Raw genomic sequence first — 23,091 nt, forward strand, 5'->3', positions numbered from 1 at the left:
GATTCGAGATTGATTCGAGAAAACATAAGCTAGTCACCTATGGTGGCTGGCTTTTTTTTCATCTGAAGTTTAGAACCTAAAAATGTAGGAATGGGAAAAGTAAAAAGACGATCACCAAACGACAGGCAAAAAAATAGCCAACCGCAATAATCGCGATTGGCTCTATATATTTGTGAACAAATCATAAGTTCACTAACAACGTCAGTTGGCTAGGTGACCCTCGGCTTAAGAAGGGTCAATGTATATAATGCAGTTAGCGTGCCAACTTTTATTCGACGTTTTATAAGCCCTGCACCGCATAAAAACCATGAATTTGTCATGCGAATTGCAAAGTGCATTTGCATATTGCAACCAAGATGCAATATCGATAAGGGATCAGTTTCATCTCTGCTCTTAATGACAAATCACTAAGTGGTTGTTATATAAATGTTAGGCAAATATTCACTTCAACTTATTGCCTTACAATTAATAGAGTAATAAAAGCCCTTCCCCAAAAGCATATTCATACTTTTTTTACACTAAAGTTTGTATACTGCACAAAATCATCCTCAACTCTATGAAGCAATGAACTACTTAAGTACTTTTTTCAAAGGCATGGCAATGGGCGCAGCAGACGTTGTACCTGGCGTGTCGGGCGGAACCATCGCATTCATCACTGGTATCTACGATACGCTGCTAGAAAGCATTCGCAGAATTAACCCTAGCGTACTTGGCTTATGGAAACTCGAAGGCTTCAAAGCCGCGTTTAATCACATCAATGGTTTCTTCCTAATTTCACTGTTCGCGGGCGTATTCACGAGCATTGCGACATTCGCAAAATTGATTTCTTGGTTATTAGTCACCCACCCTGTTCCACTGTGGTCTTTCTTCTTCGGCCTGATCTTGGTCTCGGTTTTCCATATTCTTAAGCAAGTAGAGAAACGCGATATGATTCGCTTCGTGTTTTTGCTGCTTGGCGTTGCTTTCGCTTATAGCATTACCGTGCTTAAACCGCTGCAAATGGAACCAACCAGCATCAACGTATTGATTGCGGGTGCGATTGCTATCTGCGCGATGATTTTACCCGGTATTTCAGGCAGCTTTATTCTGCTCCTGATTGGCATGTATGGCCCCGTGCTTGGCGCCGTTAAATCATTTCAAGTCGATGTACTTGCGCTATTCCTTGCGGGCTGTGTGATCGGACTGCTGACTTTCTCACATGTACTGTCTTGGCTATTGCGTTCATTCCGCGACTTCACATTGGTATTCTTAACCGGTTTGATGATCGGTACGCTGCCTAAGATCTGGCCTTGGAAAGAGACCATCAGCTGGCGCACAAACTCAAAAGGTGAACAAGTTCCTCTGATTCAAGAAAACCTATCACCGTTTGATTTTGAAGCGGTAACCTCTCAGCCTTCTCAGTTGGTCATGGCGATTGTGATGATGTTTGCTGCGATTGCATTGGTTTTAGGCCTGGAGAAGTTTGCAGAGCGTAATGCTGACTAATCATTCAGCCAGCTTCTGGAAAGCGTTTAGAACGGATAATGCTTAGAAATACTAAGCTCACATATCTATTAAACAGACAAAAGCGAAGCCAATGGCTTCGCTTTTTTAGTTCTACCATACGCACAAAATTGCTTTTTGATACAAGCACGTATTGAGTGGTGTGATACCATCGCCGTTCTTATAAAATCAAATGAGAACACGACATGCACCCAGCATTAAAGGTTGCTGCGCTCGGTATTGCGCTGGTCGCTGGCTTTTATGGACCACAGGCAGTCGAGCAATTTAAATCGGTAGTAGAGAGCCACTCTCCTGACGTCAACTTAGATGACTACTGCATGCTTTCAACAACATGGTGTGAGCAAGACAGCGTTGCTATGACCCTTGAGCATGAAACAGCTCAACCTCTAGTCCCAACAAAAATCAAAGTGGTGTGGGAAGGCGCGGCCTCTGAAACCTTGATGCTATCGCTCACAGGTTTAGAAATGGAAATGGGATCAGCGCGTTTTCAATTAAAGAGCATTGGCAACAATACCTATGAAGGTGATGTGATTTTACCTGTATGTACTTTAGATAAAATGACATGGATCGGTGAACTCACTGATGGTGTCGATACTGTAAACCCTGCAATAAGGATGGCAAGATGAGTAGAAATTGGTCGTTAGCATTGGTTGTCGCTTTTGTACTTGGCTTTGGTGTCAAAAGCTATCTTGATGGGCAAAACGAAGTTCAAGAACAACACGCTGCAAAACAAGAGTTCTCCGCAACGACTCTTTTCGGCAAAGACAACCAACCAACGGAAATCTTTGACCAAACCGATGACAGAATTCGTATCGTTTACTTCGGTTTCACACGTTGCCCGGATGTATGCCCCACTTCTTTGGCTATGTTGGCCGGAGCACTAAACCAAGTCTCTGATGAAGCAAAAGCCAAGATTCGCCCGATGTTTGTCTCTCTCGACCCTGAGCGTGATGCAGCAGAAGCCTCATACGAATACGCACAATACTTCCACCCAATGATGGAAGGATTAAGTGGTCCTTTGGATGTGACAACCATGCTTGCACACAACTACGGTGTTATTTTCAGAAAGACCAAGCTGGAAGGTTCAGAGTTGGAATACACCCTAGACCACAGCTCATATTTTTATTTTTTAAAGCCCGACGGTACCTTGATTACCAAAGTACCGCACACGTTGACGCCAGCACCAATTGTTGAGGCTATCAACAAGCTGACGCAGTAAAACGTAAAAACAAAGAACTTAACTAATAAAGTTCGAACAAAAAGTCAGGTCCCAGACCAAAAACATAAAAATTAAGGACAACAACATGAAGTTAAAAGCACTTGCTCTAGCAGGCTTATTGCTCACCCCTTTTGCTCAGGCTAGTAGCGATATTATGGTTCATGACGCGTACGCTCGTGCAACCCCGCCTTCAGCAGTGAACAGCGCGGTGTTCACGACTCTGATGAACCACAGCGATAAAGATCGCGCTATTGTTTCTGCAACAACACCTGCAGCAGGTAAAGTAGAACTTCATGATGTAATCATGGATGGCGATGTTATGAAAATGCGCCAAGTTCAAGAGATCACCATCCCTGCAAACGGTGAAGCGGTACTTAAACCTGGTAGCCTACACATCATGTTGTTCGACCTAAAAAGTAGCCTAAAAGAAGGTGAGCAAATCGAGATGACTCTGACCTTTGCCAATGGTGAAACACAGACCTTCGACGCACCAGTGAAGAAAGTGATGAGCGGCATGAAAAAGATGAACCACGACCATCATTAATCGTATTCACAATTGATAAAATAATTTAAGCCACGATGACTTCTCGCCATCGTGGCTTTTTGTTAAACTGAGCGCGCTTTTTATTCAAAGCCTGAACACATTAATAAACCAAGGAGAATAGAAGATGATTGTAATGAAAACACTAAAACTGGCAGTAAAAGTAACGCGTTAATTTGTTTGGTTAATCAAACTTTAATCTCGAACTACCAACATTAAGCCATCAGCTGGCTACCGCACACTTTTACCCGGTTTACTGTTGATCGTAAGTGATCAATATCTGCATGCCTGTAAAGCATGACTCAAATCCGGGGTCCTATCGATTTTGAATTCGACCCAAGCTCAAACATTTTTGACGTCTCGACGCTTTTTGAACTGACCAACGCTTTTCGATCTCATCGACAACCTGAGATCTTACAAGACGTTAATGCTCTCATAAGACTTTAATGCACTGATAAGACTTTAATGCTCTCACAAGAAAAGAAAGCTCGCACGTCTGGGTAAATAGACATGAATTCACAAACTGCATTTTCTCATCCAATGTCACTTCAACAACTTGGATGGCAACCTGTATTTCAACAACAACTGACACTTGAAGACTACGACTATTCAGTGATCGCCCGTATCACCGCGCACCATCGCAGTGGCTACACATTTGCGTCTGAACAAGGCGAAATCACTCTACCTATTCATCACAACCAACCTGCAATGACGGTTGGCGATTGGGTAATATTGAACTCTGAACTGCAATTCGATCGCTTACTAGAACGCCAATCGCTCTTTAGCCGAAAAGCTGCAGGCAGTCGTGTGGCTGAACAATATATTTCAGCCAATATCGACACGGTTTTTATCGTGGTTTCGTTAAATAACGACTTTAACCTAAGCCGCATCGAGCGTTATCTCGCTCTCGCTAATGAAGCGCAAGTTGAAGCCGTTATCGTACTCACCAAGAAAGACTTGTGTGACGACTACCAAGACAAAGTACAGCAAGTACAAAGCCTAGACCCAATGCTGATGATCGAAGCCGTTAATAGCCTAGACCAAGACTCTACTCAAGTATTGTCGCCTTGGTGTAAAACGGGCAAAACGGTGGCTTTGATGGGGTCGTCTGGTGTTGGGAAATCTACGCTGGTCAACTCGCTGCTTGGGGAGACTCAGCAGGCCACGGGTGGCATTCGTGAAGACGACAGCAAAGGTCGACACACAACGACGTCACGCTCACTGCATTTACTGACATCGGGCGGCTTACTGCTTGATACGCCAGGAATGCGAGAGTTGCAACTTGCAGACTGCGCCGAAGGGGTAAGCGAAACCTTTTCTGATGTCGAAGAGTTAGCTATGCACTGTCGTTTCTCTGATTGCCATCATGAATCAGAGCCTGGATGCAAAATACGCAAAGCCATTGAGAGTGGAGAGTTGTCTGAAAGACGATTTAATAACTATCAAAAGCTATTGCGAGAGCAAGCCAGAAATGGTGCCTCATTGGCAGAGCAACGTGCTAACAGTAAGCAGCTTTCGAAGATGTACAAAACCGTTCAATCAGAAAGTCGAAATCTTAAAAAAGCTTCTGACTAAACCTTTAAGTTAACGACTATAAGTTGTATTTGAGACAAGCTTAGCCCCTTAGTGTTAAACACGTGGGGCTTTTTGTTTCAATTTGGTCTTAGTGTGACTATTTATGCACACAATGTTCTTACCAATAGTCGTTTACATTTCCAAATTTACAGTATATTGAGTCTATTAAATGTCATTTTGTAGATTTATATCTCAATCAAAACACATTTGATTAACATTTAGCCCTAAAAACACCACGCAGCGCAAACAATCACCCTAAAAGTAAACTATTCCTAGACACCCTCTTAGATCCCGCTAATATGACCGCCCATTCCACTAGTGTATAGTTGGATTTGGTACAACTTTATAAAAAAATACATCACTATAATAAATTAACAATTGCAGGTATTTTATGCAAAATCACAACATGCTCGCCCGCATCGCTCGTGGAAATCTCGTTCTACAGATCCTTGCTGGTATTGTTTTCGGTGTCGTTCTCGCCATGGTTTCTCCTTCAGCAGCTCAAGATGCAGGCCTATTAGGTAGTCTGTTTGTTGGTGCTCTGAAAGCTGTTGCCCCAATTTTAGTATTCATTCTTGTTGCAGCTTCTATCGCAAACCAAAAGAAAGGTCAGCATACTCATATGCGTCCAATCATTGTGCTTTACCTGATTGGTACGTTCTCTGCAGCACTGACTGCTGTAGTACTGAGCTTCATGTTCCCAACCACTTTGACACTGGTTGCTGGCGCTGAAGGTGCTAACCCTCCTCAAGGTATTGCAGAAGTTCTTCATACGCTTCTATTCAAGCTTGTAGATAACCCAGTTAGCGCACTAATGAACGCGAACTACATCGGTATTCTTGCTTGGGCTATCGGTCTTGGTCTTGCACTGCACCACGCATCTGCAACAACCAAAGCGGTTTTCGAAGACCTTAGCCACAGTGTTTCACACATTGTTCGCTTCATTATTCGTCTTGCGCCATTCGGTATCTTCGGCCTTGTTTCGACTACATTCGCAACAACGGGCTTCGATGCACTAGCAAGCTACGGTCAACTACTAGCGGTTCTACTAAGCTCAATGCTGATCATTGCTCTTGTCGTTAACCCACTGCTTGTCTTTGTAAAGACAAAACAGAACCCATACCCACTTGTACTGCAATGTATTCGTGAGTCTGGTGTAACGGCATTCTTCACTCGTTCAAGCGCTGCAAACATCCCAGTGAACATGAACCTTTGTAAGAAGCTAGAGCTAGATGAAGATACTTACTCTGTATCAATCCCTCTAGGCGCAACCATCAACATGGCAGGTGCTGCAATCACCATCACTGTGTTAACGCTTGCAGCTGTACACACAATGGGTATTGAGATTGATATCTTCACTGCGATTCTACTAAGCCTTGTTGCTGCAATTTCAGCATGTGGCGCATCAGGCGTTGCCGGTGGCTCACTGCTACTGATTCCTCTAGCTTGTGGCCTATTCGGTATCTCAAACGATGTAGCGATGCAGGTTGTAGCGGTTGGTTTCATCATTGGTGTGATTCAAGATTCGGCTGAAACAGCGCTTAACAGCTCAACTGACGTAGTGTTCACTGCGGCTGTATGTAAAGCTGAGCAAAACAAAGCTTAACAGCTCTTGGGTATTAGGCTTTAGCTCTAAGCTCTAAGCTCTAAGCTCTAAGCTCTAAAAGCAAATAGCACACAAATAAAAAGGGAAGCATTCGCTTCCCTTTTTTGTTGTCTTGGTTTTCTAGATTACGGTTAGAAGCTATATAGATTTATAGATTTATAGATTTATAGATTTATAGATTTATAGATTTATAGATTTATAGATTCAGTCATTTTTGTCTAACTCATCAAAGCTAACCAACACGTTTTAGTGGTTGCTTTTCCAGCTTGGATCCACGGCTGCCTGACTGAAGTCTAGAGGGTCACTATTTGGGGTCGCTTGTCTCTCTGTTGATGCTTGCTCGGAATTAGGTTGTTGGCTGTAATCAACATTCGTATCTTGAGCACTCGCCGTTTGAGTATCTAGATGGCTGGTCTCTACACTTAATGGCTCAGCCTCTTCATCAGACGCTTCTTTCACTTTCTTTGGAATCGGTATATTGCGTTTGTAAAGCTTGTTGAGCGCCTTAATAATTGAGTGCTTGGTGATTGCTTGTTGGGTCAGCTTGGTCATGATCGGTTTAGTCAGTGCTTGTAAGCCCACAACCGCATCGACACCTAGCTCACCGCCCACTTTATCTCTCTGCTGCTTAGCTTCTGAGTAGCCAAAATGAGCAGATAGGAATAGCCAGATATAAGCAATTGCATTACCGTGTTCACCATGGTCGATCCACGCTTCACCCGCTCTAAACATTGCCTCTGCACTGTTCTTTTCTGCTGCTGTCTCAAACCAGTACACAGCCTCACCATGGTTCGGCTCTACGCCAACACCATTTAAGTAACTCATACCCAGTTTGATCTTGCCGTCTAGGTTGTTTTTCTCTGCCGCTTTGCGATACCAATCAACAGAGCTTTCTGCAGAGTAGTCTGGATTTTCTTTGTCTAGGCACCAGTCACCCATGAATAGCATCGCTTCGGTATTACCACCAGCGGCAGACTCTTCAATATAGGTGTAGCCTTTGGGGATGTTCTTCACGGTCCCACGTCCATGAACCAGGGCTTTACCCATCTCAAATTTCGCCGACATATCGTTATCTAAGGCAGAGATCGCAAGCTGCCAAAAGTTGGCTTGTTCTCTCAAGATCAGATCTTCTTTGCGCTTCATACTTAAGCGAACAATGCCGTACATGCCGTTGACGTTATCCAAATGCGCCGCTTTATCGTACCAATATAACGCTTCCTTGATATTGTTACGTTCCGCTTCTTTTGCCAAATACAGAATCGACGGTACATGCCCAGTTTCGGCTTTGAAGTGACGCTCTTTTTGCTCTTGTATGCGCGCTTTTTCAATCGCTTTTCGATAAGCGACAGCACGAGCCTTACGTTCTTGTTCCAAGCGCTGCTTTCTTAGCGATAAAGAGATCAGCCACACGGCGACAAGTATTAACGAAAGAGCGGTCGCACCAATTGCGATTCCCATTGTACTCATAAAATATTTTAACCTAACTCGACTGATACTAGCCCCGATATCGGGAAAGTGATCAACCCATAGTGAATGGTATGTTTCTAATTACAGGGAAAAGCGCCGTTATTAAAACGTTCCGCCCTAAAATGAACTCAGTTCAGTATCTCAGGAATACATAGCGATAAAAAGTCTACTAAGACCTATCCTTATGCACTCCATAAATGGTGTGATCTTGCTTCAATAGAGTTCGATAATGAAGACCACCTTTGAGCAAAATAATCTTAAAAAACGATAACGAAATTGATGAATACCTATCAGCAATTTTATGTCGCTGTAGTTAGTTCAGTTGGCCGTATATGTAAGCCAACTCGGCAACCGTCTTCGCTGAGAATTTCTTCATCAAGCTTGCTCGGTGTACTTCCACTGTTCTCATGGCAATGCACAATTCATCGGCTATTTTCTGGTTACGCTTACCGTCGATAATTTGTTTGAGGATGTCTATCTCACGCTCGGTTAACGACGCATACGCTTGGCGATAAACATTCATGTGTAAATGCTTTTCAGAAGCGTCCAAACCTTGTTTGATTGCCTCAGCTAACTCACCGCCTTTAACTGGCTTTTGAAAGAAGTTCACCGCGCCGGCTTGTAAGGCTTCAACCGCCATTGGCACATCACCGTGACCCGTCAGGTAAATCACCGACAGTGGGCTCTGCGCTTTCACCATCAATTCATGAACTTGTTGCCCTCTCATTTCAGGCATTCGGCTGTCTAACACCACGCACCCCGGCGCACTCAAATCCACTGAGTCTAAAAAACTGGGGCCATCTTCAAAAGCTGACACAGTGAAATCATGCTCTTCTAATAGGAACACCAATGAGTCACGCATCGACTCATCGTCATCAACCACGTAGACAGGAAGCCTTTGATGAAGTTCAGACATAACAAGATTCCTTATTAATCATTTGAAATAGAGGAAGGTAGTGTCACCGCGACATGACAACCATGAGGAGTCAGTGAAGTAATGCTCATTTTGCCACTGTGGTCTTCAATCACATCTTGGCAAATCGCAAGCCCTAATCCCAAGCCGTTTCCTTTGCTGCTCACAAAGGCTTGAGTGACTTGTTGCTCGGTAAAATCTAAGCCCGTGCCGTTATCGATAACCGACAACATCATTTTATCCGGTTGATACTCGGTAATCACTTTAATTGTCGATGGTTCGTTGTTTTTGTTACCAATATCAGACGTAGCGCTTTGTTCGCGATGCATCTGAGCATTACACGCATCAGTCGCATTGTTGATCAAATTTACAACCACCTGCTGCAATCCGACAGGGTCAACATGTAGCTTGATAGGTTTACCCACAACATAACGTTCAATGGTTATCTTGTGTTTCTGTAATCTAAACTGCAGTAGCTCGATGGTATCTGTAAGAAGCACTTCTATATCAATTTGAGATTTATCTGATGAGCGTTTTTTGATCATGTTTCTTAAGCGCTGGATGATGGCGTCAGCACGGTCCACTTGAGACTGGATCTTCTCAAATACAGGCTCTATGTCAGTCAGCGGTTTGTTCTTCGAAATCCGCAGTAAACCACCTTCGCTATAATTCCGAATTGCTGCCAGAGGCTGATTAATCTCGTGTGCCAAGCTACTTCCCAGTTCACCAACTACCGCGATACGTTGTGAGTGCTCTAGTTGTTCACTCTTACTTTTCAGCTTATACAGCGTCGCTTCTAGTTGCTTTTTACTGCGACTGAATTTGTATTCTAGCCAGAAGTGGTAAGCATTTAGAGACACGACAAGAATAAAGAACGCCCATGCCCACTGTTGATTGTACTTGAGCCAGATTAACGCTTCTTTCCACCAAGGTTGTTGCAGTGGATGCATGTCGAGTTGTTGATATAGCTTATCGATCGACAGCAGGCTTGTCGGTGACGTCCAGCCCGATGCATTCGCTGCAATGGCTGGCGCACTGCTTTTTGGCATAGCAAATAACACCTGACTCATTTGTTTGGCCAGTGCCGAAGACGCTCGCTCTGTTTTGGCAAACGACCAGTTAGGGTACAACGGTGTAGACACCTGACATCGGAACCCTTCTGGTGCTTGATTCTCGATAACACGATATTGACCCGCCACCAGCAAACCTTCGCTGATCATGCTCTCGACCAAACACGCAGGCACCACCGCAGCTTCAATGTGTCCTTCACGCAGTTGATACAAGCTAGCATCAATAGGGAAACCTAAGAACTGAGTATTAGAGAAAAAGTGGTTGGGATTAAGCCCTTGTTGCATCACTTGGTAACGCATAGTGAGATAGCCACCGAATGCATTTTCAGATACTGCCGCAATCGGCTTACCGCTGAGTTGTTCGAGAGAGATATAAGGCGACATTCTTCTGACCACCAAGGCGGAACCAATGCTGCGTGTATTACTAATGTCTTGAGCTTCAAAGTTATGACTGGTCATGGTGGCCATCCAAGAAAGCGCATACTGGCGTCCTAATCGAACCGCCTGACCGGGGTTGGTGATAACAAAATCAACAGTCACATCTTTTACCGCTTCGGCCATCTCTTCCAAGTTGAAAGGCTTGAGAACAAAGTATTTTCCGGGAATGCGCTCCGACAACCAATCCACTGTCGGCTGCCAACGCTGTTGAGCGGAAAGCTTACCTCGAGTCGCCAACACGCCAACCTCTATGATTTGCTCAGACTCAACAGTGCTTGTCGTTGCAATCTCTTGCTCCGATTGAGCGGCTAAACAGATTCCTGCGGTTAAGCTCAACCAACAAAGGCCAACGATTGATATTAGGTTTCTGACTGTCACTGAAATCTCTTTCTCCAAACGGACTGTTTATTCAATTTATTCTCGATTCATTTTATGTCAGCGGCGTGTTTCGCGCTTAGCTCATGCTTGAACGCCTTAAATAAGCCTCTAAAACAAAGCATAACAGCTAGATTGGTAAAACCACATTTGTTCTAGATCAACTTTGATCTGGGTATGTGGAAATCCACAATACCCCGTGAACAGTCAAAATCTGACAATAAGCCCAACAGATAGAATACCCATTTATAGGTACCAACATGGACTCATTGAAAAGACGGTTTCTCAGCCAATTCGGCAAGGTTTCCGCTGGTGCTGCGCTCATTCCCATTGCCGGAATCAACACCGCAGTCGCAAGCACAGCCATTCGCAATAACAACCAACCTGACCGCAAAGGCGAAATAGGTAAACGCTACGCCATGGCGATTGATTTACGTAAGTGCGTTGGCTGTCAGGCGTGCACTGTTGGCTGTAGCGTTGAAAACCAAGCACCAATTGGCCAGTTCAGAACCACCGTAAAACAGTATGAAGTCTCCCTTGATGATGGTTCGACGGCTCAACAAGACGTGAAATCATTCATGTTACCTCGCCTATGTAATCACTGTGATAACGCCCCCTGCATCAAGGTTTGTCCTGTTCAAGCGACCTTCCAGCGTGAAGATGGGATAGTGATGGTCGACAACGAACGCTGTGTAGCCTGTGCTTATTGTGTTCAAGCTTGCCCTTACGATGCTCGCTTCATTAATAACGACACCCTTACCGCTGACAAATGTACTTTCTGTGCACACCGCCTTGAAGACGGCTTACTGCCTGCTTGTGTAGAAACCTGTGTCGGTGGCGCGCGTGTCATTGGCGACCTTAAAGATCCAAACAGCGAGATCAACCGTCTGCTCAATGAAAACCAAGACGACATTAAGGTGCTTAAGCCAGAGCAGAATACCAACCCCCATGTTTTCTATATCGGCATGAACGAGCGATTCGTTAGCCACATTGAAGGCCAACCTGCGATTTATGATCCAGCCGCCATCGATAACTCATCCTCTAGCAAACAAGAATTGGCAATCGCGACACAAGGCAAACAAGGAGAGACAGCATGAATATCACTGAGATGTTAGTTCCCGCTCAAGAGATCGCTTGGCTACCGTGGGCGGTTCAATATTTCTTCTACATAGGTTCAGCCTACGCGGCCGCTATTCTGTTTTTGATTGCACTGATATTTAAGAACTCAACCAGCCACCAATTTCGTTCTGCCCTTGTGCTTGTGATGGCAATCGGTGCGATTGTTGGGCCATTAGCGCTTACTGGTGACTTGCATCAACCCGGACGTGCGTGGCATTTCTATGCTCACATCACACCTTGGTCATGGATGTCATTGGGCTCTCTGTTTCTACCTTTGTTCTCTGGTCTGGCTGTCGCAACCGCATGGGTTTACCTGCGTGATGACATCGCACAACTGAAAGAGAGTGAAAACCCACTTCTAAAACGTTTGGCTTGGCTGACGCTAGGTCAATGGCAAATATCGTCAAAGCTGATGATTGCGCTCGCTGCTGTGACGGCTATTTCGGGCCTAAGCATCGCGCTTTACACAGGCGCAGAGATTGCGATTTTGGCGAGCCGACCGCTTTGGCATCAACCGGCTTCTCCGCTGCTTTGGTTCACTACCGCATTCTTTGCTGCAACGGGTTTAACGCTGTTGATTTGGGCTCTTCTGCCTTCAAGCAAGCCAAGCTTAAAACCAACAGACCTAGCTCTGATACAAAGAACCATTACCTTAACGGGTGGCCTTGCCATCATTCTCACGTCGATTTGGGCATCTAACCATGGTCACTTCAGCCTGTATGAGAACGACGCTTGGGGCATCAATTTAGGCATCATGACCACCAGCATTTTGCTGTGCATGATCTTGGTTCTACCACTGCAACGCCTATCGCAAAGTAAGCTAGGAATTGTCTGTGTTGCGCTTGCGACCATAGTTTCTGCATGGGCGGTACGTTGGGTCACCATGATGGAAGTTCAAACCATTCCCCGTTTTGATGTGGGTTCATTCCCTTATGAATTACCAATGGGTAGTGCTGGGTTACTTGGCATCGTTGGCATGTGCGGCCTTTGGCTAGCACTTGCGTTGTTTGCTTCTGAGATCGTGTCTACTGGTTCTACACCTAAGACAGTATTGAAACCAAACCAAAATACATCATCGTCACCACTTAACCGCTCACATAGCTTGTAGTCTGAGGAATCATCATGGATAACAAACGTCGTCAATTTTTGAAAACAGGCCTTGCTGCCGGTGGTGTTGGAGCTTTTGCTGCAGGTTATGCGACAACCACAAAGCACATGGTTCACGGTGCTATCGATGGCACCGCAGGTAAGAAAACCAATCACATCCACAACGGTAATTCGTTAGAGACAGAATACAGTGTCGATGAGCAAGGTAAGATCTCGCCGAATCCAAACCAACGCGTTGCACCATCAATGTGTTTTGGTTGCTGGACACTGTGTGGATTACGTGTACGTATCGACAACCGTAATGACGAGATCTTACGCATCTCGGGCAACCCGTATCACCCGCTATCAAGTGACCAACAGATCCCATTCAAAACATCGGTAAAAGACGCCTACATTGGCTTGTCTGGTGAATCAGGCATCAATAACCGTTCGACAGCCTGCGCCCGTGGCAACGGCATGTTAGAGATTCAAAACAGCCCATACCGAATCACTCAACCATTAAAACGTGTTGGTAAACGTGGTGAAGGCAAGTGGGAACCGATCAGCTACGAACAGCTTATCTCTGAGATCACCGAAGGTGGTGACTTGTTCGGTGAAGGCGAAGTTGAAGGCTTGCGATCGATTCGCGACATCGAAACACCACTCGATCCAAACAACCCTGAATACGGTCCAAAAGCCAACCAACTGCTTGTGACCAATGCAGGTAATGAAGGCCGTGACGACATATTGAAGCGCTTTGCATTTAACAGCTACGGCACACGCAACTTTGGTCACCATGGATCTTACTGTGGCTACGCGTTCCGCGCAGGTTCAGGCGCGATCATGAACGATCTAGACAAGTTCTCGCACTTAAAGCCCGACTTCAACAACGCAGAGTTCATTCTTTTCATCGGCATGTCTCCAGCTCAAGCGGGTAACCCGTTTAAGCGCCAAGCGAGACAATTGGCTGAGGCTCGTACCAACGGAAAACTCAGCTACACCATTGTGACTCCAAGCCTTCCGGCAGGATCGTCAAGCCTTGCGGCGGGCGATCGCAACAACTGGCTACCGATCAAACCGGGCACCGATTCAGCATTAGTTCTGGGCATGATCCAATGGATCATCGACAACCAGCGCTACAATCACGACTTCTTGTCTCGCCCAAGTGCGCAAGCGATGAAGCAAGCAGGCACCACACACTGGTGTAATGCATCTCACCTTGTGATCAGTGACGAGTCGCACCCACAAAATGGGCGTATGCTTCGTGCATCGGATATAGGGTTGCTAGAAACAGGCGAACCGATGTCTGACGATGACGGATTTATTGCACTTGATGTGACAACGTCACTATTGGCGTCACATATTCAGGTGAATGAAGCGGCTCTGTTCGTCGATCAAGACGTAGAAGTTGATGGTCAGACTGTTCGCGTTAAATCTTCTCTGCAAAGATTGAAAGAAGAAGCCTTCAAATACGACCTTGCTTACTACAGTGAGCAGTGTGAGATCCCACAAGACCAGATTATTGCACTGGCAAAACGCTTCACCAGTTACGGTACAAAAGCAGTCGTGGATACTCACGGTGGAAACATGCACACCAACGGCTTCTACAACTCGTTCTCTATTCTGATGCTGAACGCGCTGATCGGTAACATCAACGCGAAAGGCGGTGCGATGGCGAAAGCGGGCGGCTACCCGACTTCGGTTGCTGGTCCACGTTACGACTTTACCAAGTTTAAAGGTAAGACTAAGCCTCAAGGTGTATTCTTGTCCCGCAGCAAGTTCCCGTATCAAAAAACTAGCGAATACAAACGTCGCGTTGCCGCAGGCGAGTCACCTTACCCGACCCGCGCGCCGTGGTACCCAATATCAGCTCCGCTTTTAACTGAGCACTTATCAGCTGCGATTGACGGTTACCCTTACCGTGCAAAAGCGTGGATCAACCACATGGCGAACCCACTATATGGTGTCCCAGGCTTAGACAACCTGCTAGGCGAGAAGCTTAAGGATCCAAAACAGCTTGGCTTGATCGTGTCTATCGATGCCTTCATCAATGAAACGACTGCCTTATCGGATTACCTAGTGCCAGACACTGTGACCTACGAAAGCTGGGGCATGGCAACCCCGTGGCATGGCGTCGCGACCAAAGCGATCACCGCTCGTTGGCCGATTGTTGAGCCTAAAACCTCACGCACTCAAGACGGACGCGCCATCAACCTAGAGAACTTCTTTATTGATCTGGCGAAAACACTGGGCTTAGGTGGCTTTGGCGATAACGTAATCAAAGACAACCAAGGTAACTGGCACGGTATTCATAGCGCTGAAGATTTCTACCTGCGCTCAGCTGCTAACTTAGCGTTCGTAAAAGGTGGCGTGCCGAATGTGGATGCGGAAGATATTGTTTGGTCTGGTCTAGAACGCCTAGTGCCTGTGATGAACAAAACACTCAAGCCTGAAGAGATGCTTAAGGTAGCGTATATCTTTGCGCGTGGCGGCCGTTTTGAAGACGCCACCAATGCCTACACCAATGAAACCATGAAGTACAAATGGACCAAACCTTTGGCTATCTGGAATGAAAAACTCGGTACTTCTCGCAACACCATCAGTGGCGAGCAATATATGGGTTGCCCGACATGGTATCCACAAAGGCTTGCAGACGGCACACCTTTGGCAGAGCAGTTCCCAGCACAAGAGTGGCCGTTCACCCTAACCAACTTTAAGTCCAATATTCACAGTGCGGTCTCTAATTTGTCACCACGCTTGGAATCGATTAAAGGAGTAAATCCGGTTTACATCCACCCGCAAGACGCTTCTTCTGTCGGTATCAAAACAGGTGATGTATTTGCGATTGAAACACCGAGCTCAACCACACATGCGTTGGCGATGGTGATTGATGGCATCAAACCGGGAACATTAGGCTTTGAACACGGCTTTGGTCATAAAGAGCTCGGTGAGCGTGCGCACTGGATCGGTGACACACAACAACCTGTAAAGATGAAGTCGAACGATGGCGTTAACATCAATGATATTGGCTTAATTGACCCGACGAGAGAAGGCAAAGGCGTCATGTTGGATTGGGTTGTGGGCGCAGCAGCAAGACAAGCGCTTCCGGCTAAAATCTACAAAGTCTAGGCGTTCAAACCTCCCCTATTTCAGTCAAATCAAGACTGGGCAGAGTAGAGCAACTTCGTCATTCGAGGTTGCTCTTCTTTTTAAGCTATTCAACGCCAAACCATCAATTCTTAACATCACTTCCCTGCAAGTTTCTCTCCTAGCCCCATCAAGCGTCTATGCTTATACAATCGGTGCCATAAAGAGCCTTAACAAGCAGTCACACCGAGGCGAACATGGCAGTTCCCTTGCACTTCGTTAACGGCAGCTGGATTCGCCTATTGAAATCCACACTAATACCATTGTGATGATTGAGGTTATTAATGTGAGACTTACCTCAAGTTCCAAGTGAATTAATGTGGAAATCCACAATAGCGCGAACAACCAATTATGTCGAAAATGCGTGCATTACAACCAATAGCGACGCCTCATGACTAAGCTGACCATTAAAACTCAAACTCTAACGCTTTGCATCGCTGCTCTAGGAAGCCTTTCTTTATCCGCTTTTGCACAAGCAGCACCCAATCCAATGCCAGAAGCTGCAGAAACTTGTAGCGGCTGCCATCAAGCCGACGGTAAAGGCATGCCCAACATTGCCCCTATGCTTGCAGGGCTCAATGCTGACTATCTAGAACATCAACTGGTTCTGTTCTCAAGTGGTGAGCGTCAAAGCGCGATCATGAAGGGAATGGCTGACGGTGTATCTGATCCCGCAGTTCGTCGTGAGGTCGCAGAATACTTTGCATCACTACCTTCATACGAATTTACCGATTTAGAGCAGCGCGGCTCACAAGCCGATATCGATAACCCGTATCGTAAACTTGTATTCTAAGGTGATTGGGATCGAAACATTCCTGCTTGTGCTACCTGTCATGGACCAAGTGGTATGGGCGTAGACAAATTTCCTCGCCTAGCAAGCCAGCATGCCGACTACATTCAAACTCAGCTCAACGCTTGGAAAAATGGCACTCGTAAGGGTGATGATTTGAACATGATGGGTAATATCGCGGGCAAGTTAACCGACGATGAGATCAAAAACCTGTCTTACTACTTCGCCTCTTTCCGATACTAAAGGGCTCGCATGAAAACATTACTTCTAATTACCGCAACCCTTGCCTCTGGAATCGCTTATGCCGAAGCAGAGTTGCCCGATCGCCAAACCGAACTGCCAGCCGTTGAGAAGCCTCAAGATAACAAATATCTGGTGCCACGCGACTTGGTTGATATCCCTGCTGGGGAATTTGGCGACAAAGTAAAATTGGGTTATTCGCTGTTTGTCGATTCACAACAGATGCGTGGTACGTTCGTCGGCAATGAACAAAACTGTGTCAACTGCCACATGCAAGCGGGCATGAAGCCTAACGCTGCCCCTCTTTGGGGTGCGTACATGGCCTACCCTGCGTATCGTTCTAAGAATGACAAGGTAAACAGCTACGCAGAACGTATCCAAGGTTGCTTCACCTACTCAATGAATGGTCTGCCACCGGCTGAGGGTTCAAAAGAAATGGTCGCACTAACGGCTTATTCATACTGGCTGGCGATGGGGGGAATCTTAGACAAGAACGGCATGCAAGACACACCCGTTCCTGAGATCAGTGATGCAGATTTACAAATCGGTGGTAAAGCGGAAAGCTTCCCTCTTCCGGAAGAGCTGTTAAGTAAATACCCGATCGATGATCGCAGCAAGTTGGCAGGTCGTGGCTATCCTAAGATTGCTAACCCAGAACAAGAACCTTCGATCGTGCGTGGTGAGAAGGTTTACCGAACCAGCTGTCAAACGTGTCATGGTCAAAATGGTGAAGGTATTAAAGGAGCAGACGGCCGATCGTACTTCCCACCACTGTGGGGCGAAAACGCGTATAACTGGGGCGCGGGTATGCACCGCGTGAACACAGCTGCCTACTTTATCTATGAAAACATGCCGCTTGGAAAGAGCCAGCAACTTTCGATTCAAGATGCATGGGATGTGGCTGCATTTGTGAATAGTCATGAACGCCCACAAGATCCTCGATACAAGGGTGATGTTGCTGGCAATGCTAAGCGTTACCACAACCACCAAGGTTACTATGGCAAAGAAGTTGATGGTCATGTATTGGGTACAAAAGCCTATCCAAGTGGTAAAGAAGTGATTCACAATCACTAACTTCAACCAAAGGGTACTCTTTGTGGGAAAAGCCGCTCACGCTAGCTATAGCTGAACTTTACATTGTAAATTAGTGAACGCTAGAAAAGTAAAAAGAAGCCAGTTCGTGTGACGTTCTGGCTTCTTCTTGGGTTTGGCATGGCAGAGAAATCGTTAATCTTGCTGCATCTTCTCCCAAATCGTTGGCGACCCAATATAATCTTGCACTGAGGTGATGAACTCTTTCACTAGCTTGGTCTGCTTACGGTGCGGGTAGACGGCGTATATAGCAGTATCCGCTGTTGAAATGGCGTAATCAGGAAGCAGTGTCACTAAGCCCAACTCTTTCATGGAGGCGTACAGATTTGATTGATCAAGAAAGCCATAACCTAGACCATCTTTCACACAAGACACCATAGTACGAACATCACTCACCTTATAGTTGCCACGAATCGTCAGGCTCTGGAAAGTATTTCCTCCCGGCTCTTCACTAATGCGCAGATGGTCGACCGTCATATCACCATTGGTATAAATCACCGCAGGTAGAGCGAGTAGATCTTGTGGCGTTTTCGGTTCACCGTGCTGCTTCACAAAATCGTTTGACGCGACCAACATGAAATTACTGTCGGCAATCTTCTTCGCAATCAAATTCGATTCAACAAGCTTACTGAAGCGAAACGCGATATCAAACTGCCCTGCAATGATATTGGCGATCTTATCGTCTAGTGAAAGTACGATCTGAACATCTGGGTACTTTCTCATGAACTGAGTGATGATAGGTTGCAAATATTGCTGCCCAAAATAGATCGGTGAAGTAATTCGCAGCACGCCTTTGGGTTCTGATTGGTATGAATCAGCAATGCCTTGGATCTGATTGATAGTATCTTTCAGCACATAGGTTTGCGCGAGAATATCTTCCCCTGCCGACGTCAACGAGAACGAACGCGTAGAACGGTTGAGCAACTGAACACCTAAATCTTGCTCGAGTTTTTTTATCTGTTTAGAGAGTGATGAGTTGTCCATATCATGCAAGGTTGCCGCTTTGGTAAACGACCCTTGTTGAACCACATCTAAGAACAATAACAGCTGATTCGTATTTGGCACTGCGCCTCTCCTGAAATAAAACTCGACTAACGTTCATCTTTGGGTGTATCCATCACAACCATGGTCGTAATGGATTGAACCTGAGCACATTCCCCAAGCACATCGGCATGAAACTTCTTATAGCCCGGTAGATCTTTGGTCTCAACTCTAAGCAAGTACTCGTTGGCACCGGTAATGTTGTGACACTCCACCACCTCTTTTTCCATACTGACGTGCTGTTCAAACTCCAGCTGAGCCGCTTTGCTGTGGCTTGATAAACCAATCGAAACATAAGCAATAAAACCTACCCCCATCAGCCCATTATCTAGAACCGCACGGTAACCTTGAATGATACCTTTACGCTCAAGATCCTGGACGCGCCTTAAGGTCGCAGAAGCCGACAAGCCAATCCGTTCTGAAAGCTCAATGTTGGAGATTCTGCCGTCCAATTTAAGCTCTTGCAATATCCTTTCGTCAAATCTATCCATAAGTACTTATTATTGTGCATTTAGTGATAATAGAGGAAATAAAAGCACATAATTGCCTCACTTTCCACCTACTATGTTTCTCAACACGTGAAAGTCATGACCGGTCAGTCACTTCGTTCATTTTTTGCTGGAGAACCATAATGCCTTTAGAGCAACTTAGCGCACTTGCCTTGTTTGCGTTCGTCTCGACCTTCACACCAGGTCCAAATAACATCATGCTCATGACATCAGGAGCAAATGTTGGCTTTGCCCGTACTATTCCGCACATGCTTGGCATTGCTCTAGGGTTTGCAGCCATGTTGCTGCTAGTTGGCTTCGGTTTAATGGGTATTTTCAACGCGTACCCAGTTACTCACCAAATACTGAAATACCTGAGCCTTGCTTACCTCGTGTACCTTGCAATCAAGATAGCATTGAGCGGCAAAGCGAAAAGTACTGAAGCTTTTAAACCAATGACCTTCCTCGGCGCTGCCAGTTTTCAGTGGGTGAACCCTAAAGGTTGGTCAATGGCGCTGACTGCGATTTCAGTTTATAGCAGCGGCAGTTCATGGTGGGAGCTTGCAATCATCGCAGGTATCTTCACGCTAGCCAACTTGCCTTCTGTGACCTTCTGGACGGCAGCAGGCAAGCAACTACAACACTGGTTAACAACACCAGTCCGCATTAAAAGCTTCAACTACGGTATGGCTGGCTTGCTTCTAGCATCGACCATTCCGATGCTCTAGTCGAATAACTTCTGTATTTTAACGGTTGGTACTCCTGTGCTAACCGTTATTCTCTTTATAAATAACCCACAAGTTCACTAAGCCAACGACCAAACATCGTCTGCCCGCTCGGCGTTAACGTCCACACAAACGCCGCAACATTCACTGCCACTGTCACCCAATATATGGCTCTGAACGGCTGCTTCTGCGTTTTATGACGCAGCTTATCTTGAGCAATCAACGCCCCTAGCCAGCCACCAGCAACAGAAAAAATATGCAGAGTTTTCTCTGGCACACGCCAATTGCCATTGATCGCTGCTCGCTTGTCCTTCGCGTACACAAAAAACGTCACGAAACCGATAACCAAATACCACACCAACAGCGCTTTAGAACTTTCCGCAAACAACACAGACACCGCCACCAGAACCAAATAAGTGATAACGATTTGAATAGATGAAGACAACATGACTCCTTTTGAGCAACAGCTCACATACTGTAGCAATTACGCCCTGTAGATTTTGATAAGGATGAGTAAGGCATATTGTAATTCGGTTAGCCTGCAAAGAATAAACAAGCCCTTTCATCCCTACATAACATGATGGAAGTTAAAGGAATTATAAATATGTACAACCAAAAGTACGCCATCTACCAAGTTTTTACGCGTTTATTTGGCAATAAAAACACCCAACATGTTCCATGGGGCACAATCGAGCAAAATGGCGTCGGTAAGTTCAGTGATTTTACCGACAAAGCGCTGTCTGAAATCCGCAAACTCGGTATGACTCATATTTGGTATACCGGAGTGCCACATCATGCGCTCATCAATGACTACAAGCACCTTGGTATTTCAGACGATCACCCTAGCGTGGTAAAAGGCCGTGCGGGATCACCATATGCCGTCAAAGACTACTATTCCGTAAACCCAGATCTCGCAGACAACCCTGAATGCCGACTAGAGGAGTTCGAGGCACTAATCAAAAGAAGTCACGACAATGGTTTAAAAGTGATTATCGATATCGTACCGAATCACGTTGCGCGTCATTATAAAGGCTTAAACAACCCAGAAGGTGTCAGTGACTTCGGCGCTCAAGATGACACAACGTTGGAATACCACAAAGACAATAACTTCTACTACATTCCCAACAGCACCTTTGAATTGCCAGACATAGAGCCCGCCTTTACGCCGCTAGGTGGTGAACAGCATCCCAACCTAAACTCCCCGTTTATAGAGACGCCCGCCAAATGGACAGGTAACGGCTCACGTTTAGCCAAGCCTAGTTTCGATGATTGGTATGAAACGGTGAAAATCAATTATGGCATGCGACCAGACGGTTCAAAAGACTTCCCTGAACTACCGAGTGACTATGCTCAACGCAATTACATGGATCATTTCCGTTTCTGGGAATCTGTTTATGTGCCTAACTCTTGGGCTAAATTCCGAGATATCGCCTTGTTTTGGTTGAATAAAGGTGTTGATGGGTTTCGCTACGATATGGCTGAGATGGTTCCAGTCGAATTTTGGAGCTACCTTAATTCATCTATAAAGATGAAAAACCAAGATGCCTTTTTAATGGCTGAGGTGTACCAACCGGACTTATATCGCGACTATATCCACTTAGGCAAAATGGACTACCTCTATGACAAAGTAGATCTGTACGACGGTCTAAAAGACATCATGCTAGGCAATACTTCCACGGCTATCATCCCCAAAATCCAACATCAAATGATGGATATTGAACATCACATGCTGCACTTCTTGGATAACCATGATGAACAACGCATCGCGTCTCCTGAATTTGTAGGTGACCCAAATATAGCGAAGCCTGCAATGCTAGTCAGCGCGTTATTGAGTAGTTCTCCAACCATGATCTACTTTGGGCAAGAAGTCGGCGAACCGGGCGCGGAGAATGCAGGCTTTGGACAGCCCTCACGAACTTCCATATTTGACTACATCGGAGTCCCACAACACCAAAAGTGGATGAACCACGGCGCATTCGATGGCGGGCTATTAGACGAAAACGAAAAGCAGCTGCGTCACTTCTATCAAAAGGTAATGAACTTTTCGCTTGAGCATACTTCAATGACGGGGCAGTACCTAGACTTACACCAGAGCAATAATTTGAGTGATTCGGTTTACGCATTTCTGCGCTATGACAACCAAGAGTTGACAATAGTTGCTGCGAATTTCAGCCAACATGTCACCGAGAATATTCACTTAACCGTTCCAAGTGATGTTATACAAACGCTCACAATCGCTGATGACAGTTACTTGTTAGATGAACATATTGAAGGCATTCAACAACAGGTATTAAAAGTTGAGGAAAGTATTGGCCGTTTTAGTCTTGATCTAAAGCCACTAGCTTCGTTGGTTTGGGTATTTCCCTTATCTGAATAGGATATTTATTATTAATTCCCAAAAAGCCTGAGTTTTAATTAATTGATAAATAACTTAATTCCCACATTAAATTAACACCCTCTCAATTCGATACCTTCCTCACATTAATAAGGATGAGCTCTCATCCTTATTATCTACTCCCATCCTCTACGCCTTACATTATTGATATTATGCAAATGAGTCATTGATCCAATTAATTTAACAATAACCAAATACAAAGCGTGATATTGACACTAGGTTTCCTATATTTACGAATTTAAAATAACTTTATACATTGCC

The 23,091-nt window shown here is 45.5% G+C and carries 18 protein-coding genes and 1 pseudogene; 13 read left to right on the plus strand and 6 right to left on the minus strand.

All coding sequences use genetic code 11. From position 1 onward, the window contains the following. Nucleotides 1-564: 564 nt before the first annotated feature. From AB4583_RS05270 to sstT, 6 genes are all read left to right on the plus strand, one after another. A complete protein-coding gene (locus AB4583_RS05270; protein WP_017068934.1) occupies nucleotides 565-1,485 on the plus strand; it encodes a DUF368 domain-containing protein in 921 nt (306 codons plus the stop codon). 203 nt (nucleotides 1,486-1,688) lie between these two features. After that, a complete protein-coding gene (locus AB4583_RS05275; protein WP_372116263.1) occupies nucleotides 1,689-2,129 on the plus strand; it encodes a hypothetical protein in 441 nt (146 codons plus the stop codon). Beyond that, nucleotides 2,126-2,722 (plus strand): SCO family protein, encoded by a 597-nt coding sequence (locus AB4583_RS05280; protein WP_372116658.1) that lies wholly within the window; start codon nucleotides 2,126-2,128, stop codon nucleotides 2,720-2,722. The genes AB4583_RS05275 and AB4583_RS05280 overlap by 4 nt, the downstream gene beginning before the upstream one ends. An 85-nt stretch (nucleotides 2,723-2,807) precedes the next feature. Beyond that, nucleotides 2,808-3,266 carry a copper chaperone PCu(A)C gene (locus tag AB4583_RS05285; RefSeq protein WP_017068936.1) on the plus strand — a complete coding sequence of 153 codons (459 nt, stop codon included), beginning with the start codon at nucleotides 2,808-2,810 and terminating at the stop codon, nucleotides 3,264-3,266. A 507-nt stretch (nucleotides 3,267-3,773) separates the two neighbouring features. Further along, nucleotides 3,774-4,838 (plus strand): ribosome small subunit-dependent GTPase A, encoded by a 1,065-nt coding sequence (rsgA, locus tag AB4583_RS05290; protein WP_372116660.1) that lies wholly within the window; start codon nucleotides 3,774-3,776, stop codon nucleotides 4,836-4,838. Between the two features lie 391 nt (nucleotides 4,839-5,229). Beyond that, complete coding sequence (sstT, locus tag AB4583_RS05295; protein ID WP_004732110.1) at nucleotides 5,230-6,444, plus strand: serine/threonine transporter SstT; 1,215 nt, start codon at nucleotides 5,230-5,232, stop codon at nucleotides 6,442-6,444. A gap of 246 nt (nucleotides 6,445-6,690) precedes the next feature. Here sstT and AB4583_RS05300 read toward each other — a convergent pair whose 3' ends face one another. From AB4583_RS05300 to AB4583_RS05310, 3 genes are all read right to left on the minus strand, one after another. Then, nucleotides 6,691-7,902: a tetratricopeptide repeat protein gene (locus AB4583_RS05300; RefSeq protein ID WP_102320670.1), complete on the minus strand. Its 1,212-nt coding sequence runs from the start codon at nucleotides 7,900-7,902 to the stop codon at nucleotides 6,691-6,693. Between the two features lie 322 nt (nucleotides 7,903-8,224). Continuing rightward, nucleotides 8,225-8,827, minus strand: a complete 603-nt coding sequence (locus AB4583_RS05305) for a response regulator transcription factor (protein ID WP_108091664.1) — start codon at nucleotides 8,825-8,827, stop codon at nucleotides 8,225-8,227. A 14-nt stretch (nucleotides 8,828-8,841) separates the two neighbouring features. Then, nucleotides 8,842-10,710 (minus strand): PhnD/SsuA/transferrin family substrate-binding protein, encoded by a 1,869-nt coding sequence (locus AB4583_RS05310; protein WP_372116662.1) that lies wholly within the window; start codon nucleotides 10,708-10,710, stop codon nucleotides 8,842-8,844. Between the two features lie 257 nt (nucleotides 10,711-10,967). On the opposite strand from AB4583_RS05310, the gene dsrO reads away from it, so the two are divergent. From dsrO to AB4583_RS05335, 5 genes and pseudogenes are all read left to right on the plus strand, one after another. After that, on the plus strand, nucleotides 10,968-11,804 hold the full coding sequence (dsrO, locus tag AB4583_RS05315) for a sulfate reduction electron transfer complex DsrMKJOP subunit DsrO (protein WP_017086571.1): 837 nt from the start codon (nucleotides 10,968-10,970) through the stop codon (nucleotides 11,802-11,804). Beyond that, nucleotides 11,801-12,934, plus strand: a complete 1,134-nt coding sequence (nrfD, locus tag AB4583_RS05320) for an NrfD/PsrC family molybdoenzyme membrane anchor subunit (RefSeq protein WP_372116664.1) — start codon at nucleotides 11,801-11,803, stop codon at nucleotides 12,932-12,934. The genes dsrO and nrfD overlap by 4 nt, the downstream gene beginning before the upstream one ends. Before the next feature lie 14 nt (nucleotides 12,935-12,948). Beyond that, nucleotides 12,949-16,041 (plus strand): tetrathionate reductase subunit A, encoded by a 3,093-nt coding sequence (locus tag AB4583_RS05325; protein ID WP_372116666.1) that lies wholly within the window; start codon nucleotides 12,949-12,951, stop codon nucleotides 16,039-16,041. Between the two features lie 409 nt (nucleotides 16,042-16,450). Next, a pseudogene (locus tag AB4583_RS05330) lies at nucleotides 16,451-17,092 on the plus strand (c-type cytochrome). A 9-nt stretch (nucleotides 17,093-17,101) separates the two neighbouring features. Then, nucleotides 17,102-18,163 carry a c-type cytochrome gene (locus tag AB4583_RS05335; protein WP_372116668.1) on the plus strand — a complete coding sequence of 354 codons (1,062 nt, stop codon included), beginning with the start codon at nucleotides 17,102-17,104 and terminating at the stop codon, nucleotides 18,161-18,163. Nucleotides 18,164-18,316: 153 nt separating this feature from the next. Here AB4583_RS05335 and AB4583_RS05340 read toward each other — a convergent pair whose 3' ends face one another. Together AB4583_RS05340 and AB4583_RS05345 are read right to left on the minus strand one after the other, a co-directional pair. Further along, nucleotides 18,317-19,246: a LysR family transcriptional regulator gene (locus AB4583_RS05340; protein WP_372116669.1), complete on the minus strand. Its 930-nt coding sequence runs from the start codon at nucleotides 19,244-19,246 to the stop codon at nucleotides 18,317-18,319. Between the two features lie 26 nt (nucleotides 19,247-19,272). Then, nucleotides 19,273-19,713, minus strand: coding sequence for an Lrp/AsnC family transcriptional regulator (locus AB4583_RS05345; protein ID WP_009845852.1), 441 nt, complete (start codon nucleotides 19,711-19,713; stop codon nucleotides 19,273-19,275). A gap of 140 nt (nucleotides 19,714-19,853) precedes the next feature. Here AB4583_RS05345 and AB4583_RS05350 point away from each other — a divergent pair, with 140 nt between their 5' ends. Then, a complete protein-coding gene (locus AB4583_RS05350) occupies nucleotides 19,854-20,438 on the plus strand; it encodes a LysE family translocator (protein ID WP_017064223.1) in 585 nt (194 codons plus the stop codon). A gap of 55 nt (nucleotides 20,439-20,493) precedes the next feature. Here the strand turns inward: AB4583_RS05350 and AB4583_RS05355 are convergent, their stop codons facing one another. Further along, nucleotides 20,494-20,883, minus strand: a complete 390-nt coding sequence (locus AB4583_RS05355; protein WP_017064222.1) for a DUF1294 domain-containing protein — start codon at nucleotides 20,881-20,883, stop codon at nucleotides 20,494-20,496. A 156-nt stretch (nucleotides 20,884-21,039) separates the two neighbouring features. Between AB4583_RS05355 and AB4583_RS05360 the strand changes: the two genes are divergently transcribed. After that, a complete protein-coding gene (locus AB4583_RS05360; protein ID WP_372116671.1) occupies nucleotides 21,040-22,812 on the plus strand; it encodes an alpha-amylase family protein in 1,773 nt (590 codons plus the stop codon). Nucleotides 22,813-23,091: the final 279 nt, after the last annotated feature.

Source organism: Vibrio sp. 10N.222.49.C12 (assembly GCF_041475025.1).
Lineage (GTDB): Bacteria > Pseudomonadota > Gammaproteobacteria > Enterobacterales > Vibrionaceae > Vibrio > Vibrio crassostreae_C.